Origin of the sequence: Lacrimispora sanguinis (genome assembly GCF_044987295.1) — a bacterium.
Taxonomy (GTDB): domain Bacteria; phylum Bacillota; class Clostridia; order Lachnospirales; family Lachnospiraceae; genus Lacrimispora; species Lacrimispora celerecrescens_B.
In genome coordinates, this window is sequence record NZ_CP173277.1 from 1,163,423 (window position 1) to 1,179,995 (window position 16,573).

General features: G+C 42.6%; 18 protein-coding genes. 4 read left to right on the top strand and 14 right to left on the bottom strand.

Annotated elements, in window-relative coordinates; genetic code table 11:
- Position 1 precedes the first annotated feature (1 nt).
- From purE to ACHZES_RS05450, 12 genes are all read right to left on the bottom strand, one after another.
- Positions 2 to 520 carry a 5-(carboxyamino)imidazole ribonucleotide mutase gene (gene purE, locus ACHZES_RS05395; RefSeq protein ID WP_038282607.1) on the bottom strand — a complete coding sequence of 173 codons (519 nt, stop codon included), beginning with the start codon at positions 518 to 520 and terminating at the stop codon, positions 2 to 4.
- A gap of 246 nt (positions 521 to 766) precedes the next feature.
- Positions 767 to 2,599, bottom strand: coding sequence for a methyl-accepting chemotaxis protein (locus ACHZES_RS05400; RefSeq protein ID WP_395548861.1), 1,833 nt, complete (start codon positions 2,597 to 2,599; stop codon positions 767 to 769).
- Between the two features lie 215 nt (positions 2,600 to 2,814).
- Positions 2,815 to 4,890 (bottom strand): aminopeptidase, encoded by a 2,076-nt coding sequence (locus ACHZES_RS05405; protein ID WP_395548860.1) that lies wholly within the window; start codon positions 4,888 to 4,890, stop codon positions 2,815 to 2,817.
- Positions 4,891 to 4,895: 5 nt separating this feature from the next.
- Positions 4,896 to 5,216, bottom strand: a complete 321-nt coding sequence (locus ACHZES_RS05410) for a hypothetical protein (protein WP_038282610.1) — start codon at positions 5,214 to 5,216, stop codon at positions 4,896 to 4,898.
- On the bottom strand, positions 5,185 to 5,682 hold the full coding sequence (locus tag ACHZES_RS05415) for a VanZ family protein (RefSeq protein WP_038282611.1): 498 nt from the start codon (positions 5,680 to 5,682) through the stop codon (positions 5,185 to 5,187). The genes ACHZES_RS05410 and ACHZES_RS05415 overlap by 32 nt, the downstream gene beginning before the upstream one ends.
- A gap of 168 nt (positions 5,683 to 5,850) precedes the next feature.
- A complete protein-coding gene (locus tag ACHZES_RS05420) occupies positions 5,851 to 6,000 on the bottom strand; it encodes a hypothetical protein (protein WP_025232499.1) in 150 nt (49 codons plus the stop codon).
- A gap of 116 nt (positions 6,001 to 6,116) precedes the next feature.
- Positions 6,117 to 6,794 (bottom strand): orotate phosphoribosyltransferase, encoded by a 678-nt coding sequence (gene pyrE / locus ACHZES_RS05425; RefSeq protein WP_089987728.1) that lies wholly within the window; start codon positions 6,792 to 6,794, stop codon positions 6,117 to 6,119.
- A 430-nt stretch (positions 6,795 to 7,224) separates the two neighbouring features.
- Positions 7,225 to 8,127 carry a dihydroorotate dehydrogenase gene (locus tag ACHZES_RS05430; protein WP_395548858.1) on the bottom strand — a complete coding sequence of 301 codons (903 nt, stop codon included), beginning with the start codon at positions 8,125 to 8,127 and terminating at the stop codon, positions 7,225 to 7,227.
- On the bottom strand, positions 8,128 to 8,904 hold the full coding sequence (locus tag ACHZES_RS05435; protein WP_395548856.1) for a dihydroorotate dehydrogenase electron transfer subunit: 777 nt from the start codon (positions 8,902 to 8,904) through the stop codon (positions 8,128 to 8,130).
- A gap of 9 nt (positions 8,905 to 8,913) precedes the next feature.
- On the bottom strand, positions 8,914 to 9,831 hold the full coding sequence (gene pyrF / locus ACHZES_RS05440; protein WP_038282621.1) for an orotidine-5'-phosphate decarboxylase: 918 nt from the start codon (positions 9,829 to 9,831) through the stop codon (positions 8,914 to 8,916).
- 53 nt (positions 9,832 to 9,884) lie between these two features.
- Positions 9,885 to 10,541: a YkgJ family cysteine cluster protein gene (locus ACHZES_RS05445; RefSeq protein ID WP_154527051.1), complete on the bottom strand. Its 657-nt coding sequence runs from the start codon at positions 10,539 to 10,541 to the stop codon at positions 9,885 to 9,887.
- Between the two features lie 75 nt (positions 10,542 to 10,616).
- Positions 10,617 to 11,486, bottom strand: coding sequence for a LysR family transcriptional regulator (locus ACHZES_RS05450; protein WP_395548854.1), 870 nt, complete (start codon positions 11,484 to 11,486; stop codon positions 10,617 to 10,619).
- A 105-nt stretch (positions 11,487 to 11,591) separates the two neighbouring features.
- Between ACHZES_RS05450 and ACHZES_RS05455 the strand changes: the two genes are divergently transcribed.
- The 4 genes from ACHZES_RS05455 (at position 11,592) to ACHZES_RS05470 (ending at position 13,781) form a co-directional block, all read left to right on the top strand.
- Positions 11,592 to 12,158 (top strand): chromate transporter, encoded by a 567-nt coding sequence (locus tag ACHZES_RS05455; protein WP_038282629.1) that lies wholly within the window; start codon positions 11,592 to 11,594, stop codon positions 12,156 to 12,158.
- Positions 12,155 to 12,724 (top strand): chromate transporter, encoded by a 570-nt coding sequence (locus tag ACHZES_RS05460; RefSeq protein WP_038282631.1) that lies wholly within the window; start codon positions 12,155 to 12,157, stop codon positions 12,722 to 12,724. Before ACHZES_RS05455 ends, ACHZES_RS05460 begins: the two co-directional genes overlap by 4 nt.
- The gene (locus ACHZES_RS05465; RefSeq protein WP_395548851.1) at positions 12,721 to 13,218 is read left to right on the top strand and encodes a hypothetical protein; all 498 of its coding nucleotides are present in this window, start codon (positions 12,721 to 12,723) and stop codon (positions 13,216 to 13,218) included. The genes ACHZES_RS05460 and ACHZES_RS05465 overlap by 4 nt, the downstream gene beginning before the upstream one ends.
- A gap of 149 nt (positions 13,219 to 13,367) precedes the next feature.
- Positions 13,368 to 13,781, top strand: coding sequence for an Hsp20/alpha crystallin family protein (locus ACHZES_RS05470; RefSeq protein WP_038282636.1), 414 nt, complete (start codon positions 13,368 to 13,370; stop codon positions 13,779 to 13,781).
- Positions 13,782 to 13,848: 67 nt separating this feature from the next.
- On the opposite strand, the gene ACHZES_RS05475 is transcribed toward ACHZES_RS05470, so the two are convergent.
- Together ACHZES_RS05475 and pepF are read right to left on the bottom strand one after the other, a co-directional pair.
- A complete protein-coding gene (locus tag ACHZES_RS05475; protein ID WP_395548849.1) occupies positions 13,849 to 14,622 on the bottom strand; it encodes a nitroreductase family protein in 774 nt (257 codons plus the stop codon).
- Between the two features lie 34 nt (positions 14,623 to 14,656).
- The gene (pepF, locus tag ACHZES_RS05480) at positions 14,657 to 16,441 is read right to left on the bottom strand and encodes an oligoendopeptidase F (protein WP_395548845.1); all 1,785 of its coding nucleotides are present in this window, start codon (positions 16,439 to 16,441) and stop codon (positions 14,657 to 14,659) included.
- Positions 16,442 to 16,573: the final 132 nt, after the last annotated feature.

Below are 16,573 nucleotides of genomic sequence, written 5' to 3' on the forward strand. Positions count from 1 at the left end.
CTTACTTCTTCATCTGGGTTAAATATTCCTGATATCCGATATGGTCCAGTTTCTCCGCTTTTTCTACCACTTCGTTTTTTAAGTTTTCCGAATATTCCTTCAGCCTTCCTAAAAGCGCCTCGTCACTAACCGCTAAAATCTTAGCTGCAAGGATTCCTGCATTGGTTCCTCCGCCTATCGCAACCGTAGCAACCGGAACTCCGGAAGGCATCTGCACGATAGAATAAAGTGAATCCACTCCGCCAAGGTCTGAAGTTTTCATAGGAATGCCGATCACCGGCATCGGGAACAGAGCCGCACACATTCCCGGTAGATGAGCCGCCTTACCTGCTCCCGCAATAATGACCTTTATGCCTCTTGCTTCTGCCGTTTTGGCATATTCAAAAAATATATCCGGTTCCCTGTGGGCGGAGATCACCGTCATCTCAAACTCCACTCCCAGTTTTTTCAAAACATCTGCAGCCTGAGCCATAACAGGCATATCAGAATCACTTCCCATTACAATCGATACATTTGCCATAGTAAATTCTCCTTTTATTTTGTTTAATATGAGGATTCATTATTTGCAGTAATACATTTTATTAGTTTGATTAATAATTGTCACTTATTAATTAACTTTTACTTATTAATTATCATACAAGCTTTTTTCCTCTTCGTCAATGGTTTTCTTAAAATTTTGACCATTGCCAATGGGGAATACAAAAAGGGCGGGAGAACCGGAAAGATATATATTACTCTCTCCGGCCTCCCGCCTGACTATGTATGGTTAATACTTTCCGCCTCCAAAGGATGGCTCATCAAAATAAACTGGATCAATGTTAAGAACCGGTACCTCATGATCTTCTCTATAAACCGGTTTCACCTGCCGGGAATCCCTGGATCTTGATTTTGTCTTTGGCTGGGAAGCCACCGATTCATTTTCGCCTTCGTAAAGCTGAAAGCCCTCAACAAGTCCCTTCATAATCTGGGCCTGACCTGACAGCTCTTCGCTTGCTGCGGCACTCTGTTCTGCCGTCGCTGAGTTGGTCTGAACTACACAGGATATCTGGTCAATTCCCTGTGCTACCTGATCAACTGCCACTGCCTGCTTGTCAGAAGCCAATGCGATCTCTCCAATAATCGAATTAATGCGCCGGCTTCCTTCTACAACTGACTGCATAGCCTTCGCAGTTTCAGCGGTAATCTTCGTTCCATTTTCAACAGCCTGCATGCTTTCCCCAATGAGCAGCGTGGTATTCTTTGCCGCTTCTCCTGATTTGCTTGCAAGATTTCGTACTTCATCTGCCACAACTGCAAAGCCCTTTCCGGCTTCTCCGGCACGGGCTGCTTCAACAGCCGCATTCAATGCCAGGATATTGGTCTGGAATGCGATATCCTCAATGGTCTTTATAATCTTTCCAATTTCATTAGACTTATCACTGATCTCCATCATAGCCTGATTCATCTCAGACATTTTAACACTGCTTTTTTCTACATTCCTGGTTGCTTCTTCTGAAGTAGCACGAGCTTCTTTTGCATTTTTGGCATTAACGTTTATCTGATTTGATATATCGCTTATGGCAGCCGCAAGCTCCTGAATGGAAGAGGCCTGCTCTGTAGCTCCCTGGGACAATGCCTGGGCTCCGGAAGATACCTGCCCGGATCCATTGGCTACCAAATCAGCCGACTGGTTAATACGGGAAAGGGCTTCACTTAAATTATTCCTGATTCCTTGCATGGCCATAAGAATTGGCTCATAATCAAGGATATACTGTTCCTGGTGCTTGGAAGCCACCTGGAAATCACCGATTGCCAACGCCCCCAGCAGGTTGCTGATATCGTCAATCATATTTCCGATATTAGAAATGGTGGTACGCATGCTGTCAGCCAGAGCGCCCAACTCATCCTTTGACTGGTAATCCAACTGAATATGAAGGCTTCCTCTTGACATTTCTCCTGCCGCCCTCTCGATCTCTTTCACCGGCGCCACGATACTCTTCGTTGTGAAAAGTGAAAAGCCCAACGTAGCTAATACAGCAAGAATCTGCATAGCGATCACTGCTATCTGAGTGAATTTCGCCATTTGCTGGGCGTTATTATAATTGGCAACGGCTCTTTCATCGGCGGTATTGCTGATCCCTACCAGATCTTCCTGAACCTTGGTGAAATAAGGGTCTAATGATGCAAAGAATATATCCGCAGCCTGTCTGGTTTTATTTTCCCTTGCCAGGCCAAACACCTGATCCTTGTAAGGTTCTGCCTCATTTAAGGTATTTTCAATGTTGTCCACCAGAGACTGGTCCCCCTGATAGTTTTCCCTTAAAAATTGTATCTTGCTATGAAACGCTTCCAGATCCGCCTCTGCAGCATCGATATATTCCCCGGTAGTCTTTAAATCAAGACTCATGGTTGCATATCCTACATTTTTAGCCGCAGACTGAATATCACGTCTCATCTCAAGAGTTTGTACATCGATCTGGTGTCCGTTGTTAAAGAAATCTACAAACTTACCGTTGTTTTGCCTTAAGCTTATCACGGAGATTGTGGAAACTAATAAGAACAGCACGAGGATAGCTCCAAAAGCAAGTCCAATTCTTTTACCAATCTTTAAATTCTTCACCTTTGTCCTCCATTCACTTTATCTATCCTATTTTGTATATAAATGAATCAAAGGAATATGATCGCATATTCAATTGATTCATAAACTCAAGGTTGAAAGAAATTTTTCTTTCAACCTTAAACCTTTGTATACCTTATCGGCATGTTCTATTCTTTTTATAAGCTTTTTAAATAAAATTTATTAAATATTTGCATATTTTTCGTTATTTTAAACAATTAAAGAGCTGCTAAAGGAATATTTAATTCTTCTGTGCCCTTTAATACAAATCTGCCGTCATCAATAATTAAAACTCGATCTCCGGAAGCTGTGACAGCCTCGATTTTATCCAGTTCCGCATAAGGTATGGTAATATCCGTATGGCAGCTGAAATAGGCCTTTGATACGTCTTCTTTCCTAAGAATTGAAACCTCATTATCCCTGGCAATGATTTCCTTGCCATTTGGGTTGTAAACAGGGCTGTCCTCCGCCCAGCTATAACAAGTGTCACCCACTGCAAAATGGGGTCCCATTTTTTCCACAATGAGGATAGGCAGTTTATCGAGAATTCCAAACTTACGTGCCATGGCATAAGCCGTGGTATTGGTACCTATGGCAAATTCTCCCATGGGAAGGGTATCTTGATTCTTTAAAATAACTTGTTTTATGAGGGCCTTTCCTTCCTCTTGATCCTCAAAATTGCTGCAGGAATAATCCTTGATCATACCATTTTCAAAGGTCATAACGAGGTCTTTAAACTGGAAATCCGTAATATATACCGTACTGACTGCTAACGTTCCTTCCGTTCCAGTAAGTCTTGGGGACGTAAACACCTCTCCAAGAGGAATGTTCACATCAGCCACACAGTTTTCAAACTTTGTTTCCTTATCTCTGTCTTTCAACGGGTGAAGGGCCACTTTCAGATGAGTCTTGTTATTTCCTTTTCCCGTAACCTCCACATAATCAGCCTCATCCAAAACATCGATAATCGCCTGCTGGATTCCCTTATATTTCTCATAATCAAGGGTGTTGATGGCAATGGTCTCTTCAAAGATCTTCTCAAAGTCATCCCCTATCTCCGGTACCGGGAAAGCAATAATCGTGAAGCTGGTCTCATCTCCTGGCACGTATTGATTGAGAATTCTTGAGGTTTCATTCGACATCTCTGTTGAAAGCTTTTCCTGTTTGGCATCTAAGCGGTTGACCTCCGGCTTATTTACCGGTTCAAAGCCTTCTTTTCCAAAGGTTTCCATCACCGCCGGACCGGCAAAGGCTGCTGCCTGTTCTTTGTAGGTTTCATAAGCCACCTTCAAAACAGCCGCTTTCCGGTCTTTAAATGCCTTATTCAGATAGAGAGCATCATCGTACCGATGATCGTAAACATACTGCCTGTTAGGAGATGTGCTATAGTAACCATTCTTCCGGCCGGCATTGGTATTGACTGTCCAGATTGCCGCACGGCAAAGAATCACTTGAAGGCCAAGTTTCTCAAAATTCTCCATGGCATATTTCACCATGCGCTCAAAACCCAGCTCATAACGGATCTGCACTGATCCCTTTTTCTTTAAATCCCTTCCCATTACTTCAAAGCCCTTGCGGTACCCTTCTGTGTAGGTATCCGCCATAAGGCGTACGGTTTCCTCTGGCAGGGAATTTAAGAACTCCGCAGTTTTTAATTCCGAAACGGAAATATATTCACCAAAGTAATACAAATACCGAAGATCTCTTAAATCATTGTCCCGGATGATATCCGCTGCAAAGGAAAGCGTCGGATCAAGCCCTTCCCTGACCCGGAAAGTAACCGTATGATCCGTATAATCGCTGACAAACCAGTAGATCACTTCTTTTATTCTGGAAACCTCAGGGATTTCCTCCTCAAACATGTTGTAAATTTCAATAAGCGTTTCATTTAATATAGTAAGATCCGTAAGCCTCCACTCATGGACAAAAACAATGTCGCCCCGGATTTCCTTATACAGATACGAAAGAAGCTGGCCATAACCCTCTCCCAGCCTTGATACTGCATACGCCGGATTCGCATAGCTCTCCTCATAATGATCGGGTAAAATATCCTGGTAAAGCTTCTGGTTCCATTCTCTTAAAACCTCTACCGAAGCTGCTTTTTGGTCACCGGATTCAATAAACCGGAGATACTCCCCCATCATGGAGATAAAAGATGCTGTTCTGGCAAAATAATCATGATACGGTTCCTGCACGGTATGTTCCGATGCCATCTGGCCGATCCGTTCCATAGACAGCTCAAAGCGCTCCTTAATAATCTCATTTTCCTGTTGAAACATCATTTGATAATCCATAATCCTTACCCCTTTATTCCTATAATGATAAGAACTGCCCAAAGAATGATAAGGCTCAAGCTGATCCCCATTCCTATTTTAGACAGTATGTATTTCTTTTCCTTTTCAAAGAAAGAAAAAACACCATAAACCATTGAAACAATTGAAATCAGCATACTGCAGAAACAGACAGCTGCTACATTAAGCTGTGCCTGTCCTTCAGCCATTACAGAGCTGATGATTCCAATCATTCCAAGTGCAAGTGCCCCAACCGCAAGTCCCAGGCATAGAAAGCTTCTCTTTGCAAAGGATTTCCTAATATAGGACACTTTTTTCTGCTTTTGCACGCCTTTTCCTCCTTATTCTTACTCTTGTGTACTGAACGATTTTGTACAAAATGTATCCCAGGATGCCTCCCAGCGTATTCAGTATCATGTCATCCACATCAAAACATCCCACCTTGAAAATAAGCTGAATGGTTTCAATGCATAAGCTGAACAGAAAGCTTAGCAACATTGTATTAAACCAGCAGCGACTCCTGCGGCTTATGATCGGAAGAAAGAATCCGCAAGGCATAAAGCCCACAATGTTTCCCACAATGTTCAGCATAAAGGACTTCAGTCCGACCACATGGCGGTAAATAATAAAGCGCCGTATTTCCTTAAACGGGGTTAAGTTGTATGCATATTCCTGCTGAGCATGATTCCCCCTGCCAAAATAATCGGAAAAAAATAAAAAGTATGCCAAAAAGATCAGGTAAAATATAAAAATTACCCAACCCATTTTCTGCCGTTTTGTCGCATTTCTAATCATAACAGCTCCATCTATATGCGGCGCTAAGGAAAACAAGTTTTCCTTAGCTGCCGCGGTATTCGCCCAATGAATATGCAAGCATATTCATTCAGCTCATTACTCGCGCAAAAAAGAGAGAGGCTGCTTAAAGCCACACCTTTCCACCAGCATCCTCTCCTATAATAACAGTTAAAATGTAATTTCAGATTTTCTTTTCAGTAAGAACGCTCCGTTTATAATTGAAATGGTCCCGGCGGCAATCCCGATAACTGTCACTACAATTCCAACTCCAATGCTCAAAGCTCCAATATTTCTCATCGTTTTATATACTCTTTCCATACAAAGTCTCCTTTCCTCTTTTCCTGCCCATGTTTTTTGGGCATAAAGGTATACCCGTAGGGTGTTTCCTCTCTCCTGCCCACGCTTTTTGGGCATAAACACCTCCCTTAAAGGGATTATTTTATGCCATAGACTTCGTAGTAAGCGTCAATGGCTTCTTTTATACCATCATCAATAATAACTTTTCCATTATACTCTCGGTTATGCAGATATTCAATGACTTCTGCCATGGAAACGATTGCGGCTGCTTTAAATCCGTACTTTTCCTGGATCTCATCCAAAGCTCCCTTATCCCCTTTTCCCTTTTCCATACGGTTTAAGGAAACCATAAGGCCTAATATCTCTACATTTCCCTGGGCCTTGATAATTGGGAAAGTCTCCTCAATGGATTTTCCGGAAGTAGTCACATCCTCAATGATTACCACCCGGTCTCCATCCTTTATGGGGCTTCCCAGGAGGATCCCTGCATCACCGCCATGGTCCTTCTCCTCTTTTCTGTTTGAGCAGTACTTAATTTCCTTTCCATACAGCTCATGAAAAGCGATGGCAGTGGTAACGCTTAAGGGGATTCCCTTATAAGCCGGTCCAAACAGAACATCAAAATCATCCCCAAAATTATCGTGAATGGCCTTTGCATAGTATTCACCCAGTTTTTTAAGCTGTGCTCCTGTCACGTAGGATCCTGCATTCATAAAAAACGGGGATTTTCTTCCGCTTTTCAATGTGAAGTCTCCAAATTTAAGGACATTGCTGTCTACCATGAATTCAATAAATTCCTGCTTATACTGTTCCATAATTCCATTTTCTCCTTATTATGCGTATTCTAATCTCTTCTATAATGTATTGAATTTGCTCTACTACACCATTGAAACACCATAATTCGATGCATTGAAGTGTTTTAGGCTGCATTTCATTAAATTACTAACTAAAGCTTAATTAAGCATATTGGGGCTTCAAAAGATTCTATTTCTGCAATTCTTCTTACATATTATACCATTCATCAAACGTAATATCCTTTTTGGTAATATTACTTTCACTTTGAGTGATTTCCAAAACATTCACTTTTAATTTTATCATACTAAATATGTATTTTCAATCAGCAATCACTATAGAATTTGATTTTGAGGGGGCATTCATACCGTGGCGCAACAAAAAACTACAAGCTGTCATCACTGATAGTTTGTAGTTTTGGCAGAGCTGAATACGCCGTAAGCCGCATCAAATTTATCGTACAGCCCCTATCAGTTCCCTGATATCTTCTACGTTATATTTCTTCATATAATCCTCTATGCCCCTGACTACTTCTTCCGCTGCATAAGGATTCCGGAAATTGGCCGTTCCCACGGAAACAGCCGTTGCACCTGCTAAAATGAATTCTATGGCATCCTCGGCAGTCATGATCCCGCCCATGCCAATAATGGGAAGCTTTACCGCATTGGCCGCCTGATAAACCATGCGTACCGCAATGGGCTTAATGGCCGGACCGGATAAACCACCTGTTTTATTGGCGACTGCAAAAGTACGGCGGTTAATATCAATCTTCATACCGGTTAAGGTGTTAATAAGGGACAGCACATCTGCGCCTCCGGCCTCCGCTGCCTTTGCCATTACCCCAATGTCCGTTACGTTGGGGCTTAGCTTCATGATAACCGGCTGCTTTGCATATTTTTTAACTTCCCTAGTTATGGCCTCAACTGCTTTGGGATCTTGTCCAAAAGCGATTCCGCCCTCTTTCACATTCGGACAGGAAATATTGATCTCCAGCATATCAACCGGCTCATCTGCCAGCCGTTCCACAACTTCGATGTAATCCTCTGTGGTCCTACCGCAAACATTGACAATGATCTTCGTATCGTACTTCTTTAAAAATGGAATGTCTCTTTTAATAAAAATTTCCATTCCCGGATTCTGAAGACCGATGGCATTGATCATACCTCCGTAGGTTTCCGCGATTCTGGGTGTCGGGTTACCGGGCCACGGTACATTTGCCACGCCCTTTGTAACCACTGCACCCAAATGATTCAAATTAATCATCTCGCTGTATTCCTCACCGGAACCAAAGGTGCCGGAAGCAGTCATAACCGGATTATTAAGCTCCACCCCGGCTAGATTCACTTTCGTATTCATCTAAAATTCTACCTCCTCAGCCTTAAATACCGGACCATCCTTGCAGACGCGCTTATTATGAACCATGGAATGCTCGTCCACTGACTTGCTTTTGCATACGCAGGCAAGACAGGCTCCTATGCCGCAGGCCATCTTTTCTTCCAGGGACAAATAACATTCTATTTCTTGTTCATGAGCATAGGCCTTTAGAGCCTTCAGCATGGGAGTGGGGCCACAGGCAAAGATCACATCTCCTTTTAAGCCCTGTTCCCGGATGGCATCCAAAACATTGCCCTTCGTTCCAACACTTCCGTCCTCTGTAGCAATATAGGTATCTCCGTATGGGCTAAATTCTTCATTTAAAAACAGAACATCACGGTATCCAAGCACCACCTGTTTCTCACAAGGTAAATGCTTTGCCAGTTCCAGCATCGGTGGAATTCCGATTCCGCCTCCGATCAAAAATGCCTTTTTCCCTTTTCCGCCGGCTTCAAGTGGAAATCCATTGCCCAAAGGTCCCAAGACCTCAATGGTATCCCCTTCTTTATAATGGGAAAACTCTTCCGTTCCTCCGCCTACAACCCGGTACACCAGCCTTAAAAGGCCCTTGTCCTTATCAGTCTCACAAATGCTGATCGGTCGGGGCAGCAGCTTTGCTCCATCCTTAGTATATAGGTCAACAAACTGTCCCGGCACTGCCTGGGCAGTGATTTCCTTTGTCTTAATCCACATGCTGTATACATCGTCCCCAAGCCGTGTCTGACTGGCGACCACAGCAATTTCCTTTATCTTTGCCATGCGATCCCCCTATAATACCCTGTTGATGTCGGTGACCATATCAATAACCGCCTGTCTGGAAGCTTCACCGAAATGTTCTCCGCCAAACCGGGCGTATTTTTCAGATTTATAGGCTGCAATAATTCCCCTGGAGGAGTTCACAATTGCTCCTAGGCCATCCTCGTTGAAGCAGGGTTTTAAATCCTCAGCCGTTCCTCCCTGAGCACCGTATCCCGGTACCAGGAAATAGGTGTTTGGCATCAGCTTGCGTAGAATTCTGCTCATCTCCGGATAGGTGGCCCCCACAACAGCTCCCACATTGCTGTAAGTGCCATCCATGCAGTCTGCCCCCCATTCAACGACCTTATCTGCAACCAGTTCATACAGCGGTCTTCCGTTGATCAGCTGATCCTGGAATTCTCCGCTGGAAGGGTTGGAGGTTTTCACCAGTATGAAAAGGCCTTTGTCTTCTTCCTTGCATACATCCACAAAGGGCTTCACGCCATCGGTCCCCAAATATGGATTGACCGTAAGGAAATCTGTGCCGAAAGCAGAAAAGCTTTTGTTTCCAACCTTCACCTGACCGATGTGTGCCGTAGCATAAGCGGCGGATGTGGAACCAATATCTCCTCTTTTAGCATCTCCAATGACGAAAAGCCCCTTTTCCTGACAATAGTTAACTGTCTTTGTATACGCTTTCAAACCTTCAATGCCAAACTGCTCGTACATGGCAATCTGAGGTTTCACGGATGGGATTAGATCATAAACATGATCAACAATTTCTTTATTGAATAGCCAAATAGCTTCCGCAGCGCCTTCTAATGTTTCACCGAATTCTTCAAATGCCTTTTTCATTACATGCTCTGGTATATAGCTTAACATGGGGTCCAAACCTACGCAGATTGGGGCTTTTGTTTTCTGAATTTTGTCTATTAACTGCCTGATCATAGCTTCCTCCTTGGATCTCTTTTCCCTAATTTTTTTTATTCTTACCAATTCTATCATAAGAAAGAACTGGCTTCAAGCCTTTTACCAAACTGATCGTAAAAATCCTGATCCTTGTCATAAGGCATAAGATAAAACTGCTTTAAAACATACATGCTGATCTTATTTGCCAATGTCTGATCCTCATTTTCTTCCATTTCTCTTTCCAGTCGTTTTAAGAAGAAGTGCCAGTCAGACACAAATCTCTCATACCGTTTTACATCAGGAGTGTCAATCCATTTGCGCACCTTGACTTTTGCCCTGTTTTCCTTCCTGCACTCATGTACCTGGAGAAAATACTGAAAGCCCTGCTCATCATAGATCCTCCCCAAGGGGAACAATCGGCAGATCCCCGGCCGGAACCCATGGATCCCGCATCGTCCCTCCCGGTTTAAGAACCCGCATCGTTCCTCTTTTCCTCCCATTTTTAGGTTTGGAAGCACGATACCATCCACCACCTGAAGTTCCAGCTTATCTGCCAGAAGCTCCTCCATCGTACAATTAAGATTTACCGTCAGCCGAAAGCAGTCAAGAGGATCCAGAGTAACCGACTGCCCCATTCCCTGACAACAGGCCGAACAGTCCTTGCAGTCACCACAGTCCGCCTTTACCATATCGTTTAAGCTATATAATTTTCCATCTGAGATTTCTTTCCAATCGATGTCCCGTTTCATGAATCGTTTTCCTCAACTTTCTTTTTAACAAACATGGATATTCTACCATCTCTTACCTATACATTCAATGGCATTTTAATAAGTTTTACAGAGCTCCATGAAAGTGTTCATCGTTGAAGTCAGATATTTACTGCGATGATAAATAATATTAAAATTTCTTATTAAGCGTGGGTCTATAGGTACCTGTTTAACAATGCCTTCGGCTATGTCCTTTTCAACGAGAAGATATGGCAGGACGGAAACTCCAATTCCTGAAGAGACGCCCTTTACAATCGCCTGTGTGCTGGTACTTTCCCATAGTGGATGAACGGATAATTGCGCCATGGAAAAGTAACCATCTAATATCTCACGGCCTGCACTTCCTTTTTCTCTCATTAGTAGATCATAATCCGCAATTTCAGAAAGCGTGATGTGATCTCTTTTGCTCAAAGGATGGGAAGGTGATACAATCGCACACAAAGAATCTTCCATGAATGGCTCATAAACCATATTCTCCTGCTCCGGAACTGTTTCTATTAAGCCAATATCCACACCATTATCAAGAATATGCTGCTCGATGGCAGCTGAGTTATTAATGACAACTTCGATTGTAAGATCTGGATATAACAGCTGCATTTCCTTTATGATACCGGGTAAAACATGTGTGCCAATGGTTATACTTGCCCCAATCCTTAAAGTGCCGAGAGTTTCCCAATTACGGATTTTCTTTTCCATCTCATCAAATTGGGAAACGATATGAAGCGCATAACTGTAAAATTCGCTTCCGCATTCCGTTGGCAGGATCCGTCTTCCGATCCGTTCAAATAAACGGATGCCATAGTATTCTTCAATTTCCTTGATTGCAAGGCTTACGGATGGCTGCGCTAAATGCAATGCAGCCGATGCTTTTGTAATGCCTCCGTTTTGGTATACAGAAACAAAAATTTGAATGTGCCGGAGTGTCATGATCTCATCCTTTCAATTCATAATGAAATTATTATATATTTAATAAAATAATACTATTTTACATAATAATCAACTGTAAATATAATAAATGTAAGGAGGCGAAACATGAAAATGAAGAAAAATATTTTATTACAACTATTTATATCCACTTTGTACTTAAGTGCCTTTACGTTTGGAGGCGGATACGTGATCGTCACATTGATGAAAAAAAAGTTTGTGGATGAATACCATTGGATCGAAAATGATGAAATGCTGGACTTAATTGCCATTGCCCAATCTGCCCCTGGTGCCATTGCCGTAAACGGTGCCGCTGTTGTGGGTTATAAACTGGCTGGAACCGCAGGCACCATAACGGCAATCATAGCAACCATCATTCCCCCATTTGTTGTCATTTCGGCTATTTCTGTTTTTTACACAGCTTTTAGAGACAATGCAATGATCAGCCTGATGCTTGAAGGAATGCAGGCGGGCGTCGGGGCCGTGATCGCCTCCGTAGTCTATGAAATGGCACGGGGAATTGTACAAGGACATAGCAAAAGCTCAAATTTAATTATGATCGGAGCATTTATAGCTGCCTTTCTTTTAAACGTGAACGTAGTATATGTGGTGCTTGCGTGCATCTTAATAGGAATCCTGCGGACGTGGTTTGAAATGGAAGGGAGGAAAAAATGATTTACTTACAGCTGTTTTTGAGTTTTCTCCAAATAGGAGCATTTAGTTTTGGAGGCGGTTATGCCGCCATGCCGTTAATTCAAAGTCAAATCGTAACTCATCATAAATGGTTAAGCATGACGGAATTTACAGATTTGATTACCATATCCCAGATGACACCAGGTCCCATAGCAGTGAATTCCGCGACCTTTGTAGGCATTAAAATAGCTGGGATTCCCGGAGCAATGGTGGCGACTGCAGGATGCATTCTTCCCTCCTGCATTATGATTACACTAATTGCAAAATTTTATTTGAAATACAGAAAGATGACCGTACTTCAGGGCGTTTTAAATTCCTTGCGTCCCGCTGTTGTGGCTATGGTAGCAGCTGCCGGGATATCAATCTTGCAATCTGCATTCTGGGGCGGCAATTCATTTATAAATTTAGCAAGTACCCGATGGAGTTTAATTCTCATATTTGGCATATGTATTGTCTTATTGCAGAAATTCAGAATGAATCCGATCTGGGTCATGATATTGGCAGGTGTTATGAAGGTCACTGCTTCTTTGATAGGAGGAGGATTATGAAGCTGATTGTCAGGCAGAAACTTGGAGAATATATTGTTTACGATGAGAGTAACAACGTTGTTGGAAAATGGAAACAAAGCTATTTTCAAGGCGCAAAAATGGAGTTTCTTGATACAAACGGAACAGTTCTATATACTATAAAAAAATGCGGGGAAAGAATTGAGATAAAAGGGAAAGATGACATCATATCTGAATGCCGGTTCCATTATGCACAGGATGGGAATGGAACTATCATACAGAAAAGTCTGTTCAGACCACCCATGGCAGAAAAATCAGTGACGGATTCCTTATGGGGCAAAATTGTCATCGTACAGAATGAACAGAGAGATTTCACGATATTCCTAAATGATATGGAAGTGGGAAATATGACCCGCATGATGTCTTTGCGGAAACTACTCATAATAAATTCCCCTGCTATATCAACGGAGCAATGCTGTGTTATTTTTATATTGGGAATTTATATGCTCCATGATGATGACATAGAGATTGTCTAAATTGCTATTTTGCTTCACAAATTTTTCACAATTTAATTAGCACTCACCTGTTGACAGTGCTGACAATGTGTGTTATATTACATGTATAACAAATAGAAATGCATCGGAAATCCGGTGACATATAAATTTCCAAAAAGGAGGAACCCTTTATGTTATTAACCAGAAGAAATAGCTTATTCGATGATTTTTTCAATGATCCGTTTTTTACGGATGCATATCACAACAAACAGTCCCTGATGAAAACTGACATTGAGGACAATGGAAACGGCTATGTCATTGATATGGAACTCCCAGGTTATAAAAAAGAGGACGTACGGGCCGAATTAAAAGATGGGTATCTGACCATAAGCGCAGACACAGTCTCTGAAAATGAAGTAAAGGACCAGAAAAACTATATCCGCAGGGAGCGTTACAGCGGTTCGGTAAAGAGAAGCTTTTATGTAGGCTCCGGCTTAAAACAGGATGATATCAAAGCATCCTTTGAAAACGGCATCTTAAAACTTGTCGTTCCAAAAGAGGCTCCAAAGCAGATCGAGGAAAACCACTATATCACCATTGAGTAATGCAATATAGACAAAAAGGGAAGGCCCCTTAGAGGACCTTCCCTTTCTTTCTGTACCAGTCGAACGATCAGCATTTATACTCTTTTAAAAATGCCGTAGTCACATATGCCCCGCTCTTATAAGACTTTTTCTCCATGGCTTCCTCTGCTTCCAGCTTTACATTTATCCACATTTCTTCCGCAGCAATGGTTAAATGAGAAAGCATAATCCCTGTGCTGATCTCCCGCATGGATACAAGAGAAGGCGACGGCAGGAATTCCCTGCAGGAAAATACATAGATTTTATCATGATAAACGATAAAGCGCCAAGGCTGTGTATTCATGGCCGACGGAGCAAGACGGACAGCCTTTAAAATATTTTTCATGGATTCCCCGGCTTCTTCCTTAAACACGCATAATTCCTTTAAAGGAAGCCGTTTTGCCGTTGCAGGATCACGGTAAAGCAACGTTTTCGGATAGCCAAAGGCGACCACGATCACCTTCTTCATACCTGTCAGGCCTGGGTCCGGAATCTTGGCATTCCCAAGATAACAGGTTCCAAGTCCTTTTCCTGTCATATATAAAAGAACATGCTCCAGCACATATCCTGCATTTGCCAGATACCCTTCCTTTTCCTCGGAGTATAATACCAGATAATAAGGTGCCTCCACCTTCCACAATCCCTTAACAGGCAGGTGTTCCTCCATATTCTCACTTATTTCCAGTTTTATCTCAATATCCCCGTGCAGCCTTGGTATATTATCCCCAAAATAAAGGATGTCCTTTAGAAGCTGCTCTGGGACCCGTTCCTTCTTAAACTTTCTGATCGATCTTCTCTTAAATATCATCTGATACAGATTCATACCTGCTCCCCTCTCCTCTATCCAAAAACCAGACTTAAATAAGCTGGCTCATTTCCTCCAAAAGTCCGGCAAACACCTGGAGTGCATCCTTCACAGGTTCTGCTGTCCCCATGTCAACGCCACAAAGCTTTAATAAGTCTATGGGAGTCATCGAATTTCCGCCGCTTAAAAATTCAAAATATCCCTTGACCGCATTCTCATCTCCCTTAAGAATCCTGCTGCTGATTGCAATGGCAGCCGAAAACCCGGTGGCATACTGGTATACGTAAAATGGTGTGTAAAAATGTGGAATTCTGGACCATTCATAATCAATTTCCTGGTCAACCACCATGTCCGGACCAAAATACTCCTCATTCAGCCGGTGGTATATTTTACAAAGAACCTCTGCAGTAAGCACTTCTCCTTCCCCTGCACGGCGATGAGTCTCTGCTTCAAACTCTGCAAACATGGCTTGACGGTAAAGAGTCCCCCGGAAACTGTCCATAAAATGATTCACAAGATAAGCCCGTTCCTTTTTATCTGACGTAGTCTCCAATAAATGCCGGATAAGCAGCGCTTCATTGCAGGTAGAGGCCACCTCCGCTACAAAGATCTTATATCCTGCATCGATATAGGTCTGGTTTTTATCGGAAAACCAGCTGTGAAGGGCATGCCCCATCTCATGAGCCAGAGTAAACACACTGTCAAGGGTTCCGTTAAAGTTTAACAATACATAAGGATGAATTCCGTAAACACCCCAGGAATATGCGCCGCTCCGCTTTCCTTCATTCTCATATACGTCGATCCACCGGTTAGTAAAGCCTTCTCTTAACAGAGATAAATAGTCCTCTCCCAGTGGCTTTAGGCCTTCCAGCACCATGGACTTGGCTTCCTCAAAAGTATATTTACGTTCTTCCCTTGATACCATGGGTACATATAGGTCATACATATGCAGTTCATCAACTCCAAGGGCCTTCTTTCTTATGGATACATATCCATGGAGACTGGGCAGTTCCTCATGAACTGCTTTTATAAGATTGTCATACACTTCCTCCGGAATCTCATTCTCTCCAAGGGAATGGGCTCTGGCGGAGGGATAATTTCTTGCTTTTGCGTAAAAAGCTGCCTGTTTCACATTGGAAGAAAAAGTAGCAGCCAGAGTATTACTAAACTGCCCATAGACGCTATAAAGGGCCTCAAACGCGGATTTTCTCACCCTTCTGTCCTGCTTTTCCATAAGAGCTACGTAGTTTCCATGAGTGATTTTAACAGGCTGATTATTTTCATCCACGATTTCAGGGAACTTCACATCCGCATTATTAAACATATTAAAGATCTCCGAAGGAGCGGAGGTAGCTTCCATTGACTTTGCTAACAAGGCTTCCATAGAGGCTGACAAGGTATGGGCCTTCTTCTTTAAAATGATTTCTAAGGTTCTGTCATAACGCGTAAGCCCGGTCGTGTTCTTCCGGTAACGGTCAAGGGTTTCCTCCGGTATTGCCAGGATTTCCGGTATCAAAAATGATGACAGCCCTGCTGCCTCATAGGAAAGGGACCTTGCCCTGGAGGAAAATTCCTGATATCTGGCATTGCCTGTATTCTCATCGGATTTCTGCTTCCCGTATACAAATAATGTTTCAATCTTTAAGGATAACTCCTCATCAAACTTAAGACAGGAAAAAAGCATCTCGCCTGAATCCGCCAGATGTCCTTCATATCTTTTATAACCTGAAAGCGAGCGTTCTGTTTCACGGAACAAATCCTCCCATGCACTCTCAGAAGGTAGAATGTCCGCCAGGTTCCAGGTATCGCAAACCGGTATTTCTTCTCTCTTTTTCAATTAAATCCCTCCAACTCCTTTACTTGTGTTTATTCTATCACCCATATTTCAAAGAAACAATCAGCAATATGGAAAATATTTTATTGATTTTACACATTTTATTGTATTATACTATACGAAAACGAATCAGGA